The sequence below is a fragment of the Actinoplanes sp. NPDC051388 genome, assembly GCF_055586225.1.
This window is the reverse complement of record NZ_JBVJIP010000004.1, coordinates 95,226-112,003: the sequence shown is the minus strand read 5'-3', so window position 1 is coordinate 112,003 and position 16,778 is coordinate 95,226. Positions and strand designations below refer to the sequence as shown.

The 16,778-nt window shown below is 72.3% G+C and carries 13 protein-coding genes; 7 read left to right on the top strand and 6 right to left on the bottom strand.

The genetic code is table 11. The features are described from left to right. Positions 1-166: 166 nt before the first annotated feature. Entirely contained in the window at positions 167-1,381 is a 1,215-nt protein-coding gene (locus ACZ6TI_RS12425) for a cytochrome P450 (protein ID WP_465345110.1), read from the top strand. Here ACZ6TI_RS12425 and ACZ6TI_RS12420 read toward each other — a convergent pair. From ACZ6TI_RS12420 to ACZ6TI_RS12410, 3 genes are read right to left on the bottom strand one after another with little or no spacing between them, the layout of a single operon-like run. Beyond that, the gene (locus ACZ6TI_RS12420; RefSeq protein WP_465345109.1) at positions 1,369-1,860 is read right to left on the bottom strand and encodes a methyltransferase; all 492 of its coding nucleotides are present in this window, start codon (positions 1,858-1,860) and stop codon (positions 1,369-1,371) included. The two genes, ACZ6TI_RS12425 and ACZ6TI_RS12420, sit on opposite strands and share 13 nt — an antisense overlap. Next, the gene (locus ACZ6TI_RS12415) at positions 1,833-2,114 is read right to left on the bottom strand and encodes a methyltransferase family protein (protein WP_465345108.1); all 282 of its coding nucleotides are present in this window, start codon (positions 2,112-2,114) and stop codon (positions 1,833-1,835) included. The genes ACZ6TI_RS12420 and ACZ6TI_RS12415 overlap by 28 nt, the downstream gene beginning before the upstream one ends. A gap of 26 nt (positions 2,115-2,140) precedes the next feature. Then, positions 2,141-2,968 carry an acyl-CoA thioesterase gene (locus tag ACZ6TI_RS12410; RefSeq protein ID WP_465345107.1) on the bottom strand — a complete coding sequence of 276 codons (828 nt, stop codon included), beginning with the start codon at positions 2,966-2,968 and terminating at the stop codon, positions 2,141-2,143. Between the two features lie 226 nt (positions 2,969-3,194). Between ACZ6TI_RS12410 and ACZ6TI_RS12405 the strand changes: the two genes are divergently transcribed. Genes ACZ6TI_RS12405 through ACZ6TI_RS12390 form a run of 4 tightly spaced genes read left to right on the top strand, consistent with a single transcriptional unit; the run spans position 3,195 to position 10,786 of the window. Next, a complete protein-coding gene (locus tag ACZ6TI_RS12405) occupies positions 3,195-7,733 on the top strand; it encodes a non-ribosomal peptide synthetase (RefSeq protein WP_465345106.1) in 4,539 nt (1,512 codons plus the stop codon). Beyond that, positions 7,730-8,761, top strand: a complete 1,032-nt coding sequence (locus ACZ6TI_RS12400; protein ID WP_465345105.1) for an NAD-dependent epimerase/dehydratase family protein — start codon at positions 7,730-7,732, stop codon at positions 8,759-8,761. Before ACZ6TI_RS12405 ends, ACZ6TI_RS12400 begins: the two co-directional genes overlap by 4 nt. Continuing rightward, a complete protein-coding gene (locus tag ACZ6TI_RS12395; RefSeq protein ID WP_465345104.1) occupies positions 8,758-9,534 on the top strand; it encodes a thioesterase II family protein in 777 nt (258 codons plus the stop codon). Before ACZ6TI_RS12400 ends, ACZ6TI_RS12395 begins: the two co-directional genes overlap by 4 nt. Positions 9,535-9,577: 43 nt before the next feature. Further along, positions 9,578-10,786, top strand: coding sequence for a cytochrome P450 (locus ACZ6TI_RS12390; protein ID WP_465345103.1), 1,209 nt, complete (start codon positions 9,578-9,580; stop codon positions 10,784-10,786). A gap of 9 nt (positions 10,787-10,795) precedes the next feature. Here ACZ6TI_RS12390 and ACZ6TI_RS12385 read toward each other — a convergent pair whose 3' ends face one another. Further along, positions 10,796-12,454 carry an AMP-binding protein gene (locus ACZ6TI_RS12385; protein WP_465345102.1) on the bottom strand — a complete coding sequence of 553 codons (1,659 nt, stop codon included), beginning with the start codon at positions 12,452-12,454 and terminating at the stop codon, positions 10,796-10,798. 140 nt (positions 12,455-12,594) lie between these two features. Between ACZ6TI_RS12385 and ACZ6TI_RS12380 the strand changes: the two genes are divergently transcribed. Continuing rightward, positions 12,595-12,876 (top strand): acyl carrier protein, encoded by a 282-nt coding sequence (locus ACZ6TI_RS12380; RefSeq protein WP_465345101.1) that lies wholly within the window; start codon positions 12,595-12,597, stop codon positions 12,874-12,876. Here the strand turns inward: ACZ6TI_RS12380 and ACZ6TI_RS12375 are convergent. After that, the gene (locus ACZ6TI_RS12375) at positions 12,862-13,914 is read right to left on the bottom strand and encodes a phosphotransferase family protein (RefSeq protein WP_465345100.1); all 1,053 of its coding nucleotides are present in this window, start codon (positions 13,912-13,914) and stop codon (positions 12,862-12,864) included. The two genes, ACZ6TI_RS12380 and ACZ6TI_RS12375, sit on opposite strands and share 15 nt — an antisense overlap. After that, complete coding sequence (locus ACZ6TI_RS12370; protein WP_465345099.1) at positions 13,911-15,173, bottom strand: cytochrome P450; 1,263 nt, start codon at positions 15,171-15,173, stop codon at positions 13,911-13,913. The genes ACZ6TI_RS12375 and ACZ6TI_RS12370 overlap by 4 nt, the downstream gene beginning before the upstream one ends. A 156-nt stretch (positions 15,174-15,329) precedes the next feature. On the opposite strand from ACZ6TI_RS12370, the gene ACZ6TI_RS12365 reads away from it, so the two are divergent. Beyond that, positions 15,330-16,775: a 4-hydroxyphenylacetate 3-hydroxylase family protein gene (locus tag ACZ6TI_RS12365; RefSeq protein WP_465345098.1), complete on the top strand. Its 1,446-nt coding sequence runs from the start codon at positions 15,330-15,332 to the stop codon at positions 16,773-16,775. Positions 16,776-16,778: the final 3 nt, after the last annotated feature.

Sequence of the window (16,778 nt, the reverse complement as noted above, 5' to 3'; positions counted from 1 at the left end):
TGTCCGATCGTCCTCAAGAAGCATCTCGGCACCTCACGATGTCACCGCTGCGAAACCTCGGACCATCGCCGACCCTGACCGACAGGCGATGGCCAAGTCAACGAACGCGCCCGGACGTCCGGACGCGTCGGTTGTGGACCGACGACCGGCTCCGCACGATGAGGCGATGGCGGACCCGATCGGCGATCTCGATCTGATAGACCTGACTGATCCGCGCACCTTCCTCCGCGCCGACCGGCACGAGATGTGGCGCGCGTTCCGCACCCGCAGCCCGGTCCACTGGCAGCCGCCGCGGGACGGCCTGCCCGGCTTCTGGGCGCTGTCGCGATATCGGGACGTGCGGGCGGTCTACGGCGACGCGGACCACTTCGTGTCCGAGGGCGGCACGGTCCTCACCACGCTGCTCGCCGGCGGCGACTCCGCCGCCGGCAAGATGCTCGAGGTGACCGACGGTGTGCGGCACCGCGAGATCAAGGCGGTGATGCAACGCTCCTTCTCGCCACGGGTGATCGGCCGGCTCACCGAGCGGGTGCGGGCCCGCGCCCGGCAGTTGCTCGCCGAGGTGGTCGGCGCCGGGGAGTTCGACTTCGCCCGGCGGGTGGCCGAGGAGCTGCCGATCGGCACGATCGCCGACCTGATGGACGTGCCGGCCGCCGACCGGCCGATGCTGTTGCGGTGCAACAAACTGGCGCTCAGCTCGGACACCGGCACCACCTCGCCGCTGGAGTCGATCGCCGCGCGCAACGAGATCCTGCTGTACTTCGCCGACCTCGTCACCGCCCGGCGCAAGGAGCCCGGTGACGACGTGGTGAGCGCCCTCGCCACCGCGACCGTCAACGGCGCGCCGCTCGCCGAGGACGAGATCGTCTACAACTGTTACAGCCTGATCATCGGCGGCGACGAGTCGAGCCGGGTCTCCGCGACCGGCACGGTGCTGGCGCTGGCCGGCTTCCCCGACCAGTGGCGGGCGTTGCGCGACGGATCCGTGCCGGTCGACGCGGCCACCGAGGAGGCGTTGCGCTGGACCACGCCGGCCCTGCACTTCGGTCGCCGGGCCCGGACCGACGTCTCGGTCGGCGGGGTCCGGATCCGGGCCGGCGACATCGTGACCCTGTGGAACATCTCGGCGGACTTCGACGAGGCGGAGTTCGCCGAGCCGGAGCGGTTCCGCCTGGGGCGCCGGCCCAACCGGCACGTCGCCCTCGGCCACGGCCCGCACTTCTGCCTGGGCGCCTTCCTCGGCCGGGCCGAGCTGTCCGCGCTGCTGTCCGGCCTGCGCGACCTCGTCCGTGACATCGAGGTGACCGGTACGCCGCGGCCGATCTACTCGAACTTCCTCAACGGCTACAGCGCGCTCCCGGTGCGGTTTCAGCCCCGCTGAGGCCGGCTCATCTCGATGATCGTGCGCGGGCGGCCGGGAATGACCGAGCCGACCTCCAGGCCGGCCGCCGCGGCCAGCTCGCCCAGTTCGTCAAGGGTGCGATCCCGGCCGCGGACATAGCAGAGCATCCGCAGGTCCCCCTCGGTGTCCGAGCGTCCGTCCTCGTCGAGGCTCATCGCCTCCTCCAACACCAGCACCTTTCCGGTCTCCCCGGCGGCCTCGGCGCAGCGCCGCAGGATGCGGACCGCGTGCTCGTCGTCCCAGTCGTGCAGGACCCCGGTGAGCAGGTAGCCGCCGGCTCCGGCCGGGAGGGGTTCGAAGAAGTCGCCCGCCGCGGCGTCGGCCCGGTCGCTCAGTCCGGCGGCCGCGATCGCCCGCTCGGCGCGGGCCGCCGGTCCGGCCAGCTCGATCACCGTGCCGCGCAGGCCGTCGTGGGCGCGCAGAATGGCGATCAGCAGGCTGCCGTTGCCGCCACCCACATCGACGCCGCCGTCAGACCGTACGTGCCGTCCTCCGCGCGCGTCAGCACCTTGGCGGCCACCAGATGGGCCAGCAGCCGTCCCAGGGCGTCCTGGTCGGCGTCCACCTTGGCGGCCAGCGCCTCGGCCGTGCGGGTGCCGTCCGCCACGTGGTCGGCCAGCCGCAACGTCGCCGCGACCCGGACGGCCATCGGCGTCACCAGGTCGGCGGCGGCCCACGCACCGCCCTGCCAGCCGGCCGCTTCCTCGGTCATGGTGCCTCCCTCTTGGAAAACCGACCCTAGCGAAGCGTCCGGCACATCAGCTGCGAGCCGCCGCTGGCGGTCAGCGTGCCGTCCATCGAGCGGGTCTGTGCGATGCCGCTCACCAGGCCGGCGCCCGCGGCGGTGCTCCGGGCGGACACGAGCAGGTAGTCCTCGGGTGGCGGCGGCGAGTGGAACGCGACGTACAGGTCGATGCTCACGGCCAGGTGGCGGCCGCCCTCCAGGGCCCACGCGACGGCCGGGAAGATGGCGGTGTCGATCGTGATGAGCTCCCGGCAGGCGTCCATCCAGGGGTCCTCGAAATATGCCCGCGGCCGGAACTTGGCCCAGCTGTGGATCTCCAGCTCGTCCGGCCGGCTCCGGTCGTAGACCGCCCGGAGCTCGAGGTTGCGCCAGAACGTCCCGGTGGCCGTGGCCGACGTGGTGGACGTGCTCGCGAGATGCCGGTCGAGCACCAGCTCGGGGACCTGCTCGGGCGGCGGCACGTCCGGCCGCCCGGAGAGCCGTCGTTCCGGACCTTTCATATCGTCGGCGATCGTCCAGACCTGCGCGTTCAGCACCGGGGTGCCACGCTGGCTCATCCGCACGGCGAGCGACGTCGCGTTGCGCGAGCCGCGTACGCAATCGACCTCGAGATCGACCGCGTCGAACCTCGCCGGTGCGAGGTAGTGGCAGCTCAGGCTGGCCGGCAGCGGCCCGGCGGAGTGCGCCCCGGCGGCGCGCAGCGCGACGGCGGCCAGATAGCCACCCACCGGCCCCCACAGCGCCCAGTCGGGGGAGAGGGTCGCCCGGTACCGGCCGTCGCCGGTGCGCTCGACCGCGGTGTCTTCCGCCAGATCGCCCATGCGTCCGTCCTCAGCTGTCGTCGGATTCCGTATGTGCTCCCTATGGGGTGCGCCGCGACGCGCGCAAGGCCGGCGACCAACTGCGCGAGTTCCTCACTCGGACAACGGCCGTGGTCCAACGCGACCGCTTGCGGCCCGGCCCGGCGTCGCTCCAGGGTGGTCGGAGCTTCAGGCGCACCGGAAACCGGTGCCGTTGGTCGCAGGCGAGCGGCAAGGAGACAGGGGCTTGATAGAGGAGAGGGCAAGCGCTCACCCGGCCGAACTCGTCGACCGCCTGGAGGCGGCCGGCGTGCAGCTCTGGGCGGCGGACGGTCAGCTCAGGTTCCGCGCGCCGCACGGCGCACTCTCCGATGAGGACCGGGCTCGGCTGCGACAGCAGCGTTCCGCGGTGCTGGACTATCTGCGCGACGACGTCGACCCGGCCGTGCTGGTGGCCGAGCCCGAGCGGGCGCACGACCCGTTCCCGCTCACCGACGTGCAGACCGCCTATCTGCTCGGGCGCAGCGAGGCCCTGGACTACGGCGGCGTCGGCTGTCAGGTCTACCTCGAGGCCGACCTCGCCGAGGCGCAGCCGCAACGGCTTGCCGCGGCCTGGCAGAGCCTGATCGAACGGCACCCGATGCTGCGGGCGGTGGTCGACGAGCGTGGTTTCCAGCAGATCCTGCGCGAGACCCCGCGATTCGAGATGCCGGTCCTCGATCTGAGTGCGGAGACGCCGGCCCGGGCGGCGGACGAGGTGGCCGCGGTCCGCGAGCGGATGTGCCGCCACTCCTACGAGCCCGGCCGATGGCCGATGTACGACGTCCGGCTGTCGCTCACCCCGGACCGCTCGGTGCTGCACCTCTCGTTCGACCTGCTGATCGCCGACTTCATGAGCGTCCAACTGCTCCTGGACGAGTTGCACCGGCTGAGCCACGACCCCGGCACACCGCTGCCCGCGCTGGATGTCACCTTCCGCGACTATCACGCGGCCCAGCAGCGGTTGCGGACCCGGCGCGGATACCGGCGTGCCCGCGACTACTGGTGGCAGCGGATCGACGACCTGCCGCCGGCGCCCAAGCTGCCGATGCGGCCCGACCCGCAGAAGCGCGGGCACGCCGAGTTCCAGCGGTGGCAGACCCGGTTGAGCCCCGCCCAGTGGCGGCGGCTGCAGGAGCTGAGCGGGAGCCACGGGCTGACGCCGTCCGGGGTGGTGCTCGCCGCCTATGCGGAGACCATCGGCCGCTGGACCTCGCAGGACGGCTTCACCCTCGGCGTCACCACACTGAACCGGCTGCCGCTGCACGAGCGGATCGACCAGGTCGTCGGCGACTTCAGCTCGGTGAGCCTGCTCGAAGTGCGCCCGGGCGCCGACCACACCGTCGCCGAGCAGGCACAGGCGCTGCAGGAGCAGCTGTGGGCCGACCTGGACCACATGGCCTTCTCGGGCGTCCAGGTGCTGCGCGAGCTCGGCGTCCGCCGCGGCCGGGCGGAGGCGCTGATGCCCATCGTGTTCACCAGCGCGATCGCGCTCGACAACCGGGAACCGGAGTTCTGGCGCGACGCGACCCTGGTGCACGGGCTGACCCAGACGCCACAGGTGTGGATCGACTGCCAGGCGCTGGTGGCCGGCGACGCGCTGATGGTCGACTGGGACGTGCGCGCGGGAGTCTTCCCGGACGGTCTGATCGACGACATGTTCGCGGCCTTCGAGGGGTTGCTGCACGGCCTGACCGACGGTCCGGACCGGTGGGCACGGCCGGCGCTCCTGCCACTGCCGGCCGCACAGGCGCAGCGGCGCCGCGACGCGAACGCGACCGGGACACCCGAGATCCCGGCCCACCGGCTGCTGCACGAGCCGCTCGTCGAACAGGCCCTCCGGACGCCCGGCCGTCCCGCGGTGACCGGCTCGTGGGGCACGCTGACCTATGACGACCTGCTGCGCCGGGCGGCGGGCCTCGCGGCCGAGCTGGCCGACCGGGCCCGGCCCGGCACGCCGATCGCGGTGATCGCGGATCGCGGCCCCGGCCAGCTCGTCGGCGTGCTCGGCGTGCTGCTCGCCGGGGCGCCCTATCTGCCGATCGACACCAATCAGCCGGATCTGCGGCGCGACAACATGCTCGCGGACGCGGGGGTGACCACCGTGGTCACCGAGGAGCATCTGCGCGACCAGGGTTCCTGGCCGGACGGCGTGCAGCTGGTCGCCATCGGCGAGCGGGCCGGAGCCGGGCTGGATCTAGCGTCCTTCTGCCGGGAGGCGCTCGCGCGGCCCGTTCCGGATCTGGCGTACGTCATCTTCACCTCCGGCTCGACCGGGCGGCCGAAGGGCGTGCAGATCAGCCATCGCGCCGCGCTGAACACCGTGGAGGACGTCAACCGCCGGTTCGGGGTCGGCCCGGACGACCGCATCCTCGGCCTCACGAACCTCGGCTTCGACCTCTCGGTCTACGACATGTTCGGCCCGCTGGCGGTCGGCGGCTGCCTCGTCGTGCCCGACCACGATCAGCGCGGCATGCCGTCGCACTGGGCCGAGCTGATCGCCGGGCACCGGGTCACGCTGTGGAACTCAGTGCCGGCCCACCTGCAGATGCTGGCCGACTTCCTCGCCACCGCGCCGGACCAGGACGTCTCGTCGGTGCGGCTCGCGCTGCTCTCCGGCGACTGGATCCCGGTCAACCTGCCCGAGCGGATCCGCCGGTTCGTGCCCGAGCTCGAACTGGTCAGCCTCGGCGGCGCCACCGAGGGGTCGATCTGGTCGATCTGCTATCCGGTCGGCGCGGTGGACGAGCGATGGAAGAGCATCCCGTACGGCAAGCCGCTGGCGAACCAGCACATGTACGTCCTCGGCCGGCGCTGGCAGGAGTGCCCCGACGGGGTCCCGGGCGAGATCTGCATCGGTGGCGCCGGGGTGGCCGACGGCTACCTCGGGGATGCCGAGCGCACCGCGGAACGGTTCGTCCAGCATCCGCGCACCGGCGAGCGGCTCTACCGCACCGGCGACCTCGGCCGCTACCTGCCGGACGGGAACATCGAGTTCCTCGGCCGCGAGGACAACCAGGTCAAGATCCGCGGTCACCGCATCGAGCTGGCCGAGATCGAGGCCGCCCTGGTGGCCGATCCGCAGGTGGCCAACGCCGCGGTGATCACCGACGACTCGTCGCGGTGGGACCGCCGGCTGGTCGCGTTCGTCGAGCCCGGCCCGCGCGCCGGCGACGGGAACGACCGTGCGGCCGGGGTGGCCGAGGCGGCCGCCGCGACGGCCCGCCGGAGCACCGAGGGCGTGGACCGCACCGAGTACGTCGCCTATCTCCGCCGCCTGGACCGGATCGCCCTGCTGTCCATGCTGCGCACGTTCCAGCACTACGGACTCTTCCAGCGCCCGGCGGACGTGCACTCGCTGGACGCGATCATCGCCGCGACCAAGGCGCCGGCCCGGCACCATCGGGTCGTCCGGCGCTGGGTGCGCGCGCTGACCGACCACGGCCTGCTGACCGCCGCGGGCGCCGGTGGCTATCGCACCGATCTGCGGGTCGAGCCGGCCGCGATCGACACGGCCTGGGCCGAGGCGGACGAGTCGGTGGCCCGCCTGGATCCCGCCTCGGCCAAGGTGCACGACTACTTCAAGGCGTGCACCGGAAGCCTGCCCGAGGTCCTGCGCAGCGAGGGGGCCGACGCGGTGCAGCTGCTCTTCCCCGAGGGCCGGGTGGACATCGGGGAGTCGCTGTACAACATCACGCTCTTCAACCGCTGGGCCAACGAGATCCTCACGACCGCGATCACCACGGTCGCGGATCGGGGCGCGAAGCCGTTCCGGGTGCTCGAGGTGGGCGCCGGCGTCGGCGGCACCAGCATGGACGTCATCCCGGCGCTCGCCGACCTGGACGTGGAGTACACCTTCACCGACCTCTCCCAGTTCTTCCTCAACCGGGCGAAGGAGACCTTCGGCGAGTTCCCGTGGGTGCGCTACGCGACGCTCGACATCGACACCGACTTCCGGGCACAGGGTTTCGCGCCGAACTCGTTCGACGCCATCGTGATGGGCGACGTCTTCCACGCGACCCGGCACGTCGGCAGCACCCTCGAGGCGCTGCGCGAGCTGCTGGCGCCCGGTGGCTGGCTGCTGTTCGCGGAGATGACGCGCGACCACTACCAGATCATGACCTCGATGGAGCTGCTGCTCACCGACGGCCGGGCCGAGGACTTCGCCGACCTGCGGCACGGCCGGGACCAGACCTTCGTGGGACACCGGGACTGGCTCGCGCTGCTCGGCGACGACCTGGTCTTCGCCCTGCCGGGCGAGCAGGACGTCTTCACCGACATCGGGCTCTACGTGTACGCGAGCCAGGTCAAGACCGACCGGGAGCCGCTGCGGCCGCAACAGGTCGTGGAGGCCGCCGCGCGCCGGCTGCCCGCCGCGATGGTGCCGAGCACGGTGCAGATCGTGGACCACCTCCCGCTGACCGCGAACGGCAAGATCGACCGCGACCGGTTGACGGCCCTGATCCCGCGGTCCGGCCGGGCCGCGGAGCCGACGGCCGACGAACCGGTCGACGACCTCGAACGGCGGATCGCCGCGCTCTTCCGCGACGTCCTCGACGTGCCGGTCGGTCGGTCCCAGGGCTTCTACGACCTCGGCGGCGACTCCCTGCTCGCGTCGCAGCTGGCCGGCCGGCTGATCGAGGAGCTGCCCGAGGCGCACGCGCTGTCGTTCAACACCGTGCTGCGGACGCTGCTGGAAGGCCCGTCCGTGATGGCTCTCGCCCCGCAGCTCCGGGACGGCCCGTGACCGCCGTCGGCGTCCTCGGCGGCAGCGGGTCGGTCGGCCGCGCGGTGGTCGGCCGGCTGCTGGACCAGGGACTGAAGCCGGTGGTCGGCGGCCGGAACCCGGCGACGGCCGACGTGCGGGTCGACGCCGCCGATCCGGCCACTGTGGAGCGGTTCTGCGCCTCGGTGCGGCTGGTGGTCAACTGCACTGCCGCGCCGCCGCGGGCCCGTGCGGCGGTGGCGCGGACGGCGGCCGCGAACGGTGTGGCCTACGTCGATCCGGGCGGCGACGAGCCACTCCACGAGCTGCTGTCCGGCGACGCCCTCGCCGCGCCGGTGGTGCTGTCGGCCGGCATGCTGCCCGGACTGACCGGCCTGCTGCCCCGGCGCCTCGGTCTGAGCCCCGGCGACCGGCTGATCGGCTACGCCGGCGGACAGGACCGGTTCTCGCTCGGTGGGGCCGCCGACTACCTGGCCGCCGTGGACTCCGCGGCGGGCCGCACGTTCGCCGTGTGGCGCAACGGTTCCCGGGTGCCACGGGCCGGTGTGGCAGCCCTCGAGGGAGAGGTCCCGCACTTCGCCGAGCCGGCCGGCGGGGTGCCCTATCTGAGCCCCGAGATGGAACGGCTGGCCCGCGCCACCGGCCTCGCCGAGCTGGTCTTCTACACCGTCTTCCCGGGCGCCCGGCTGCGCGAGACCCTGGCCGCGGCCGGCGCCGGAGCGGTGGACGCGGAGGCCGTCGTCCGGGCCAGCGAGCTCGACCTGTTCGGGCGGACGCGATACCAGCGAATCGTGTTCCAGCTGCCCGGCGAGCCGGCCACGCCGACCCTGGTGCTGACCGGCGCCGGCTCCAGCGAGCTGACCGGGGCGACCGCGGCGACGACGGTGGCGGCGGTGCTCGACGGGGCCGTCGCGCCGGGCCTGCACTATGCCGCCGAGACGCTGGATCCGGTGTGGGCGCTGGACCGGCTGCTGACCACCGATGCGGTCACCGACTTCCGGATGTTCGAGGACCGGCCCTTGGAGGGCGTCGAGGAGGGCGTTCTATGAACTCCCGCAATGCGCGCCGCTATGCCAGCGGTGTGTGGTTGCGGTGCGGGTGCCCGCGACCCGACGCGCGGATCAGCCTGCTGGCCTTCCCGCACGCGGGCGGCTCGGCCTCGTTCTTCCGGTCCTGGGACCGGCGGCTGCCGGCCACGGTGGAGCTGACCGCCGTGCAGTACCCGGGACGGCTCGACCGGCTGCGCGAGCCGCTGATCGACGACGTGCACCGGCTCGCCGACGGGGTCACGAACGCGGTGTGCGCCCAGTTCTCGCCGGAACGCCGGGTCGCGCTGCTCGGCCACAGCATGGGCGCTGTGGTGGCGTACGAGACCGCGGTCCGGCTGGAGGCGCTGGGCCGGCCGCCGGTCGCGACCTTCCTGTCCAGCCATCCGGCGCCCGGCGTCCCGCTGCGCAACGCCCTGTCCGAGTTCACCGACCAGGCGCTGATCGGCGAGCTGCGGCGGCTGGGCGCCACCCCGGCGGACGTGATCGACGGGCCGAAGTTCCGCGACTACGTGCTGGCCGGCCTGCGCAGCGACTACCGGGCGATGGCGCGCTACCGCCCGTCGCCGCGACGGCTGACCACTCCCGTTGTGGGATTGGTCGGCGCGGACGACCCTGACGTGAGCCCGGACGACATGCGGCCGTGGGCCGAGATGACCGACGGGCCGATGACACTGCACGTCTTTCCGGGCGACCACTTCTATCTCATCGCGCAGCGCGACGCGGTCCTCGCGGCCGCCGCTCGGCACCTGGGCGACGAGGGCGCGCCGGCATGAGCGTCAGTCCGGACCCGAGGCCGACCGCGAAGGAGATGCGCCCGTGAGCCTGCCGCCCAAGTACGACCCGTTCGAGGTCGCTCGTCTCGACGACCCCTATCCCGTCTACCGGCGGCTCCGGGAGACCGCGCCGCTGTGCCGGGGCGGCCCGGCGCAGTGGGTCGTCACGCGCTATGCGGACGTCGCCCCGCTGATCAACGACGACCGCCTCGGCGCCGAGTTCGACCAGGACTACCACCGGATCGCGCTGGGCGGCGGCGCCCTGGCGGACTTCTTCGGGCACGTGATGCTGAACCGCGACCCCCCGACGCACACGGTGCTGCGCCGCCTCTTCGGCCGCGAGTTCACCACCCGTGCGGTGCGGGAGCGGGGTCGCGCCATCGACGCCATGGTCGCCGATCTGCTCGCGCCCGCCGTCGAGCAGGGCCGCTTCGACGCGGCCACCGATCTGGCCGACCGGCTGCCGATCCGGGTGCTCGCCGACTTCGTCGGGATGGATCCGGAGAACCTCGACGAGGTGCGTGAGCCGGCCCGGGTGCTGGCCCAGGCCTTCGCGACCTATCTGCCGGAGGACGAGCGCACCGAGACGGTCGCGGCGCTGAAGTGGATGCAGGACCGCGTCGCGGCTCTCTTCGACGAGAAGCAGCGGCGTCCCGGCGACGACGTGGTGTCGCGGCTCTGCCGGGTCGAGGAGGCCGACAGCGGCCGGCAGGCGCTGATCGACAACGTGGTCTTCCTGCTGTTCGCCGGCTTCTCCACGACCACCGATCTGCTCTCCGGCGGCCTCGCGGCGCTGGCCGAGCGGCCGGACCAGGTGGCGGCCCTGCGGGCCGGCCCGGACCCGGCGCCCCGCGCGGTCGAGGAGCTGCTGAGATTCGATGCTCCGGTGCAGGTCAAGAGCAGGATGGTGCACCGGGCGGTGGAGGTCGCCGGGCGTACGATCCGGCCGGGACGGGTCATCATCCTGCATCTCGGATCGGCGAACCACGACGAGCAGAAGTTCGCCGACCCGGACGAGCTCGATGTGACCCGCCACCCGAACCCGCATCTCAGCTTCGGGGGTGGCGGGATCCACGTGTGTCTCGGTGCGGCGCTGGCCCGGGCCGAGGCGGCGTCGGTGCTGCGGTTCATCGCCCGGCACTTCGCGCACCTGGAGCCCGAGGGTCCGGTCGTGCGCCGGTACAGCCCGAATTTCCGCTCCAACCTGAGCGTGCCGATCCGGGTCGTCCCGCGCCGGCCGCCGGGCGACTGAGCGTCTTGCTCAGTCGCCCGCGCCGGCGGTGCTGCCGGCCACCGGCGTGCCGGAGACCTCGGTGCCCTCGATGTTCCCGGCCGCATAGGCGGTCCACATGTCCCGGCGCCTCGGTTTGCCGCTGGTGGTGCGGTAGATCGACTGGCGGGGAACGTCGAGGACGGCGAACGGCATGCCCTCGGTGACCCGGGGGAGCGTGGCCTCGGCGGCGGCGATCCACTCCGGGTTCGGGCGTTCGATCAGCAGCACGCCGGTCGCGCCGGCCGCCGTCGAGCCGAGGAGGACCGCGAAGCGCATGCGCGGCAGACCGGCCTGCACCAGCGCGCTCTCCACGTCCTCGGCGAAGACCGTGCGGCCGCGGACCTTCATGGCGTCCCCGAGCCGCCCGATGACGAACAGCTGCCCGGCGTCCATGAAGCCCGCGTCGCCGGTCCACAGCGCGCCGTCGCGCCACTCGGTGAGGCTCGCCGTGCCCTCGCTGCCGGTGTATCCCTCGGCGACCGACGCGCCGCGCACCACGATGTGACCGACGTGCCGGTCCGGCTGCGGCGTGCCGGCCTCGTCCAGGACCGCGACGGTAACGCCGTCCAGCGCCCGTCCACAGCCGACCACCGGCTGCGCCAGCGCCCCGGTGGACGTCACCGGCTCGCCGAGGGACACCAGGTGGGACGCGACCGGCACGGTGGCGAACTCCTCGCGCAGCCCGAGCCCGGTGACCGCGAGGGTGGCCTCCGCCAGCCCGTACGCCGGCAGCAGCGCACGCCGGTCGAACCCGAACGGGCCCATCAACGCCAGGAACCGCTCCAGCACGTCGACGTCGATGCGCTCGGCGCCGACGATGAGCGCCCGCCACCCGGAGAAGTCCGAGCCGGCGAGCAGCTCGGGGGTGAGCCGGCGGACGATGTGGTCCAGGCCGAACGGCGGCATCGCGGTCATCGCCGCGCCCGGCGCGCTGAAGCAGGACAGGTAGCAGGCCGGGTCGCGGACGAAGTCCGAGGGCTCCTGCAGCCACAGATCGCGCTGCTGGACGACCGGGGTGAGCAGGCATCCGGTCAGTCCCATGTCGTGATGGACCGGCAGCCACGACGCGGTCGCGTCCCCCGAGCCCATCCCCAGCCAGGTCTTGATGGCGTCGATGTTCGCCGCGAGCGCGCTGATCGGCACCCGCACGCCCTTCACCCGGCCGCTCGATCCCGAGGTGAACTGGAGCAGCGCGGCGCTCGCCGGCCGCGCCGGGGTGCCCTCGCCGCCGGCCGCGAGCTGGGCCGCGGTGCGGATCTGGGTGCCGTAGCCGCCATAGGCGAGCCGCTCCACCAGCTCGCCGGAGGTGACCAGCATGGCGGGCTGGGCGATTTCGCTGATCGCGTTCAGATGCCGGGCGTAGCGCATCTCGCTCTGGAAGAGGTGCGGCGGCGCGACCGGGCACGGGATGGCGCCGGCCAGCATGATCCCGTAGAGCACGGCTACGTAGTCCGGTCCGGTGCGTTCGACGACGAGAACGCGGTCATCGTGCCGGATGCCCGCCTCGGTGAGGCCGCCGGCGATCCGGCGGGCCCGCCCGGCCAGATCCTCGTACGACCACCACTCCCATTCGCTTTTCCGCCAGAACCTTATGCCTCGGTCGGATTCCGGCGTCTCGATCCAAAAGGTCAATGGGTTGGTAGTCACGTCGGACACTCCTTCGATCCGCTCGCTGCGATATACGATCAGAATGTCGGATCAGCTGCGTCCACGTCACCATGCGCACGGTGGGCAGCTGCCGCGATCATCGCGGATTCAGCAGACGAAGAAATGGTGGTGAGGACGGGATGAGCAGCGAAGCCGAGGCGACCGAGCCGGACGTCCGGGCACGGGTCCGATCGATCATCCGGCAGGTGGCGCCGAACCCGGGCGGATACCGGGAGGACGGCCCCACCAGCCTGGTCGACGATCTCGCGTACCACTCGCTCGCCCTGCTGGAGCTGGGTTTCACGCTGGAGGACGAGTTCGATCTCCCGCCGCTCGACCAGGCCCAGGTGCAGCACATCACGACGGTCGGCGAGATCGAGGATCTGGTGCTCGAGCTGCAGCGCGCCTCAGTGCAGAAATGAGCTCGCGCCGAGATCGGCGGCGTGCATTCCGTGCCGGTTCGTCATGGTGGCGAACATGTCCTCGCCGCGCTCGGTGCGAGTCACCAGCGTCGATCCGACAATGCTCATGAGCAGACCGCCGAAAGCAAATCGGCGATAGTCGCGCCAGCAGTCGTCGAATGACAGTTCGATGCCATATCGGCGAAGCGCGCCGACATATTGCCACACCACGTCCCGTTCGGTCTTCCGGCGCTGCGCGACGTCGACGCTGGCTCCGAGAAAATAGGAGAGATCGGTGACCGCGGGCCGGTGCGCCGCGGTCTGCCAGTCGAGCACGGTGACCCGGCCCTCCGCCGCGACGAGGTTGTCCGCCCGGAAGTCGCCGTGCACCAGCGTCCGCGGCCCGGGGCTGTCCCGCAGGTAGCGCTCGACGTTCGGCACGAACCCGTCGAGCACCTCGATCACCTCGGGGCGCAGCCGCTCACCGAAGCGGCGCAGGAAGCGTGGATAGACGGTGCGGACGAGCGAGGCCATCCAGCCGGCGTCCGGGCCGTCGTGGCGCGGCAGCCAGGCGAGCGCGTCCAGGGCCGGGTCCGCCCACATCGGCCCGTGCAGGGCGGCGAGCTGATCCACGGCCTGCGCCACCCGGCCGGGATCGCAGCCCTCGACCTGGTCCAGCATGCGTCCGGCGCCGAGATCCTCCAGCAGCAGCGTGAACGTGCCGGGCGGCTGGTCGTGGCAGGACACCCAGCAGCGCGGCACCCGCACCGGCAGCCGCGGAGCGAGGTCGCGATAGAAGAGCGCCTCGATCTCGTACGCCCGGCTCACCTTGGCCGCCGTCCGGCTGGCCGGCGACGCCGCCGCGAGCTTCAGCACACAGCTCGCCGGCCCCGCGCCGGCCGGGTCGTAGCCCAGCCGCAGCCGGTAGGTGTCCGCCATCTGGCCGGTGCCCAGCGCGGTCGCGGTCACCGTGGTCACAATGGCCGGGCCGATCCACTCCGACAGCGCGGCGGTGCACCAGGCCGGCGTGATCTCCTCGACCGAGCGCAGCCCGTTCACAGGGTGAGCGGCAGGTGGTAGAGCCCGCGCAGGCCGGCGGCGGGTTTCCAGTGCAGCCGGGTGGCGTCGCCGGAGAAGCCGGGGAAGCGCTCGAGGAAGCGGGACAGCGCGACCGCCCCCTCGATCCGGGCCAGCCAGGGCCCGGCGCAGTAGTGCGAGCCCAGGGCGAAACCCAGGTGCCGGTTGTCGGTGCGGCCGAGGTCGAGCCGGCGCGGATCGGCGAACACCGCCGGGTCGTTGTTCGCGGCGCCGATCAGCACCGTGACGGCCCGCCGCGGCGGAACCGGGACGCCGTCGACCTCCAGGCCCTCGGCGGCGATCCGCCAGGCCGCCTGGATCGGCGACTCGAAGCGAATGAACTCCTCGATCGCGGTCGGCATCAGCTCCGGCTCCTCGGACAGCCGTTTGCGCTGCTCGGGGAAGCGCAGCAGGGCGGAAACCGCGTTGCCCAGCAGATTCGTGATGACCTCGTGCCCGGCCACCAGCAGCATCATGACGAGCGTGCGCAGCTGGGCGTCGTCGAACTCGCCCTCGTGCCGCTCCAGCAGCCGGGTGATCAGGTCGTCGCCCGGCTCCGCCTTCTTCCGGCGCAGCGTGTCGGCGATGTACGCGTCGAACGCGTGGAAGGCCGCGGCCATCCGCGCGGTCCCGGCGCCTTTGATCATCGGATCGACCAGCACCAGATAGCCGTCCGACCACTCCTGGAGCCGGCGGGCGTCCTGCGGCGGCAACCCGAGCAGCTCGGCGGCGACGAGGATCGGCAGCTGGGCCGAGAAGTCGTCGATCAGGTCGATCCGGCCGCGGGCGGCGGCCTTGTCGAGGAGCGTGTCCACCCAGAACTCCATCCGCGGCCGGAGTTCCTCGATCCGCCGCCGGCTGAAGTCGTAGCTGATCGCCTTGCGCATCCGCTGGTGCATGTCGTCGGACACGTTGGTCAGCGAGTTGTCCTGCGCGCGTTCTTCGGCCGGGCTGAAACGCGCGAAGCGCATGAACATGCGACTGCGCAGGGAGGCGTCGAGCTTGCGGTTGGAGGTGTAGCGGCGGTCGCCGAGCACCTCGGTCGCCAGCGCGTGGCTGGTGACCACATAGGAGCCGGTCACCTTGCTGTAGTAGACCGGCGCGGCGGCGCGCAGCCGGTCGAGCTCGGGATAGGGATCCCGGATGTACGAGGCGCCATAAGGGTTGTAGCGGCCGGCGATGGCGCCCAGCGGCCGCAGCGGCCACTTCAGCTCCACCGCGCGTTGCGCGAGTCCAAGCACGGATCCGTCCCCTCGGAGTGCACGGCGACCTTCACAGGCAGGATGGCCGCGGGCCGGTTGAGGGAACAACCTCCGCGGGTCGGCCAGGGTGGCTTCGGCCGCGCCGGCGGGGTGATGATGGCGATCGCCTTGGCCCATCGTGGTGAGGAGCCTCCGATGCGCAGTGGAGCCGAATACCTGGCGTCGCTGAAGGACGACCGGGAGATCTACCTCGACGGCGAGCGGGTGGCCGACGTGGTCGGTCACCCCGCCTTCGCGCCGGTGGCGCACACCGTCGCCGAGCTGTACGACCTCGCCGCCGACCCGCGCCACGCCATGACCTACGTGGCCCCGGAGACCGGGCGCGAGGCCAACCGAGTCTTCTGCATCCCGCGGTCCCGTGACGATCTGACCGTCCGCCGCCGGGCCATCGAGACCTGGGCCCGGCACACCCACGGATGGATGGGTCGCGGTCCGGACCACGTGGGCGCGTTCCTGGCCGGCTTCGCCTCCTGCCCGCAGGCGTTCGCCGATGCGCCGCACGACTTCGCGGCCAACGTCACGGCCCACTACCGGCGGCTTCTCGACGAGAGCCTGTTCCTTTCGTACGCGATCATTCCGCCGCAGTTCTCCCGGGCGGGCACGGCGCACGACTGGGACGCCGAGTTCATCCAGACCGGGGTGGTCGAGGAGCGGCCGGACGGGATCGTGGTCCGTGGCGCGCAGATGCTGGCCACCGGCGCCGCGGTCGCGGACGAGATCCTGATCTCCTGCATCAAGCCGCTGGCGCCGGAGGACCGGGACTTCGCGGTGAGCTTCCTGCTGCCGATCGCGACGCCGGGCCTGAAGCTCTACTGCCGGCGGTCCTATGCGACCGGTGCGACCAGTGCCTTCGACTACCCGCTGTCCAGCCGCTACGACGAGACCGACGCCCTGGTGGTCCTCGACGACGTGCTGGTCCCGTGGGACCGGGTGTTCGTCGACCGCGACGTCGCCGGCCTGCGCCGGCAGTTCTTCGACACCGGCGCCCATGTGCTGGGCAACAGCCAGGCCCAGATCCGGTTCGTGGCCAAGCTGCGGTTCGTGCTGGGACTGGCCCGCAAGGTGACCGAGGTCAACGAGACCGACCGGATCCCGGGCGTGCAGGAGAAACTGGGCGAGCTCGCCAGCCTCGCCGCGTCGGTCGAGTCCGCGGTCCTGGCAGCGGAGTACGAAGCCGCGCCGGACGGCAACGGGATGTGGCGGCCCGGCGCGCGGGCGCTCTACGGCGCCATGGGCTGGCAGGCCGAGCTCTACCCGAGGGTCCTCGCGATCGTCCGCGATCTGGCCGGCGGCGGCGTGCTGCAGCTGCCGTCGAGCGTGCGGGACATGACCGATCCGGCGATCCGGGCGGACATCGACCGCTACGTGCGGTCCCCCGGCGCCACCGCCGAGGAGCGGGTCAAGCTCTTCAAGCTGGTGTGGGACGCGGTCGGATCGGAGTTCGCCGGCCGCCACCACCAGTACGAGATGTTCTACGCGGGCGCGCCCTTCGTCGCGAAGGGCTACGCCTTCCGCAACTACGGCTACCCGGGGACGGTCGCCGAAGTGGATGAGTTTCTGGCCGCCTACTCGGCGGATTGAGAA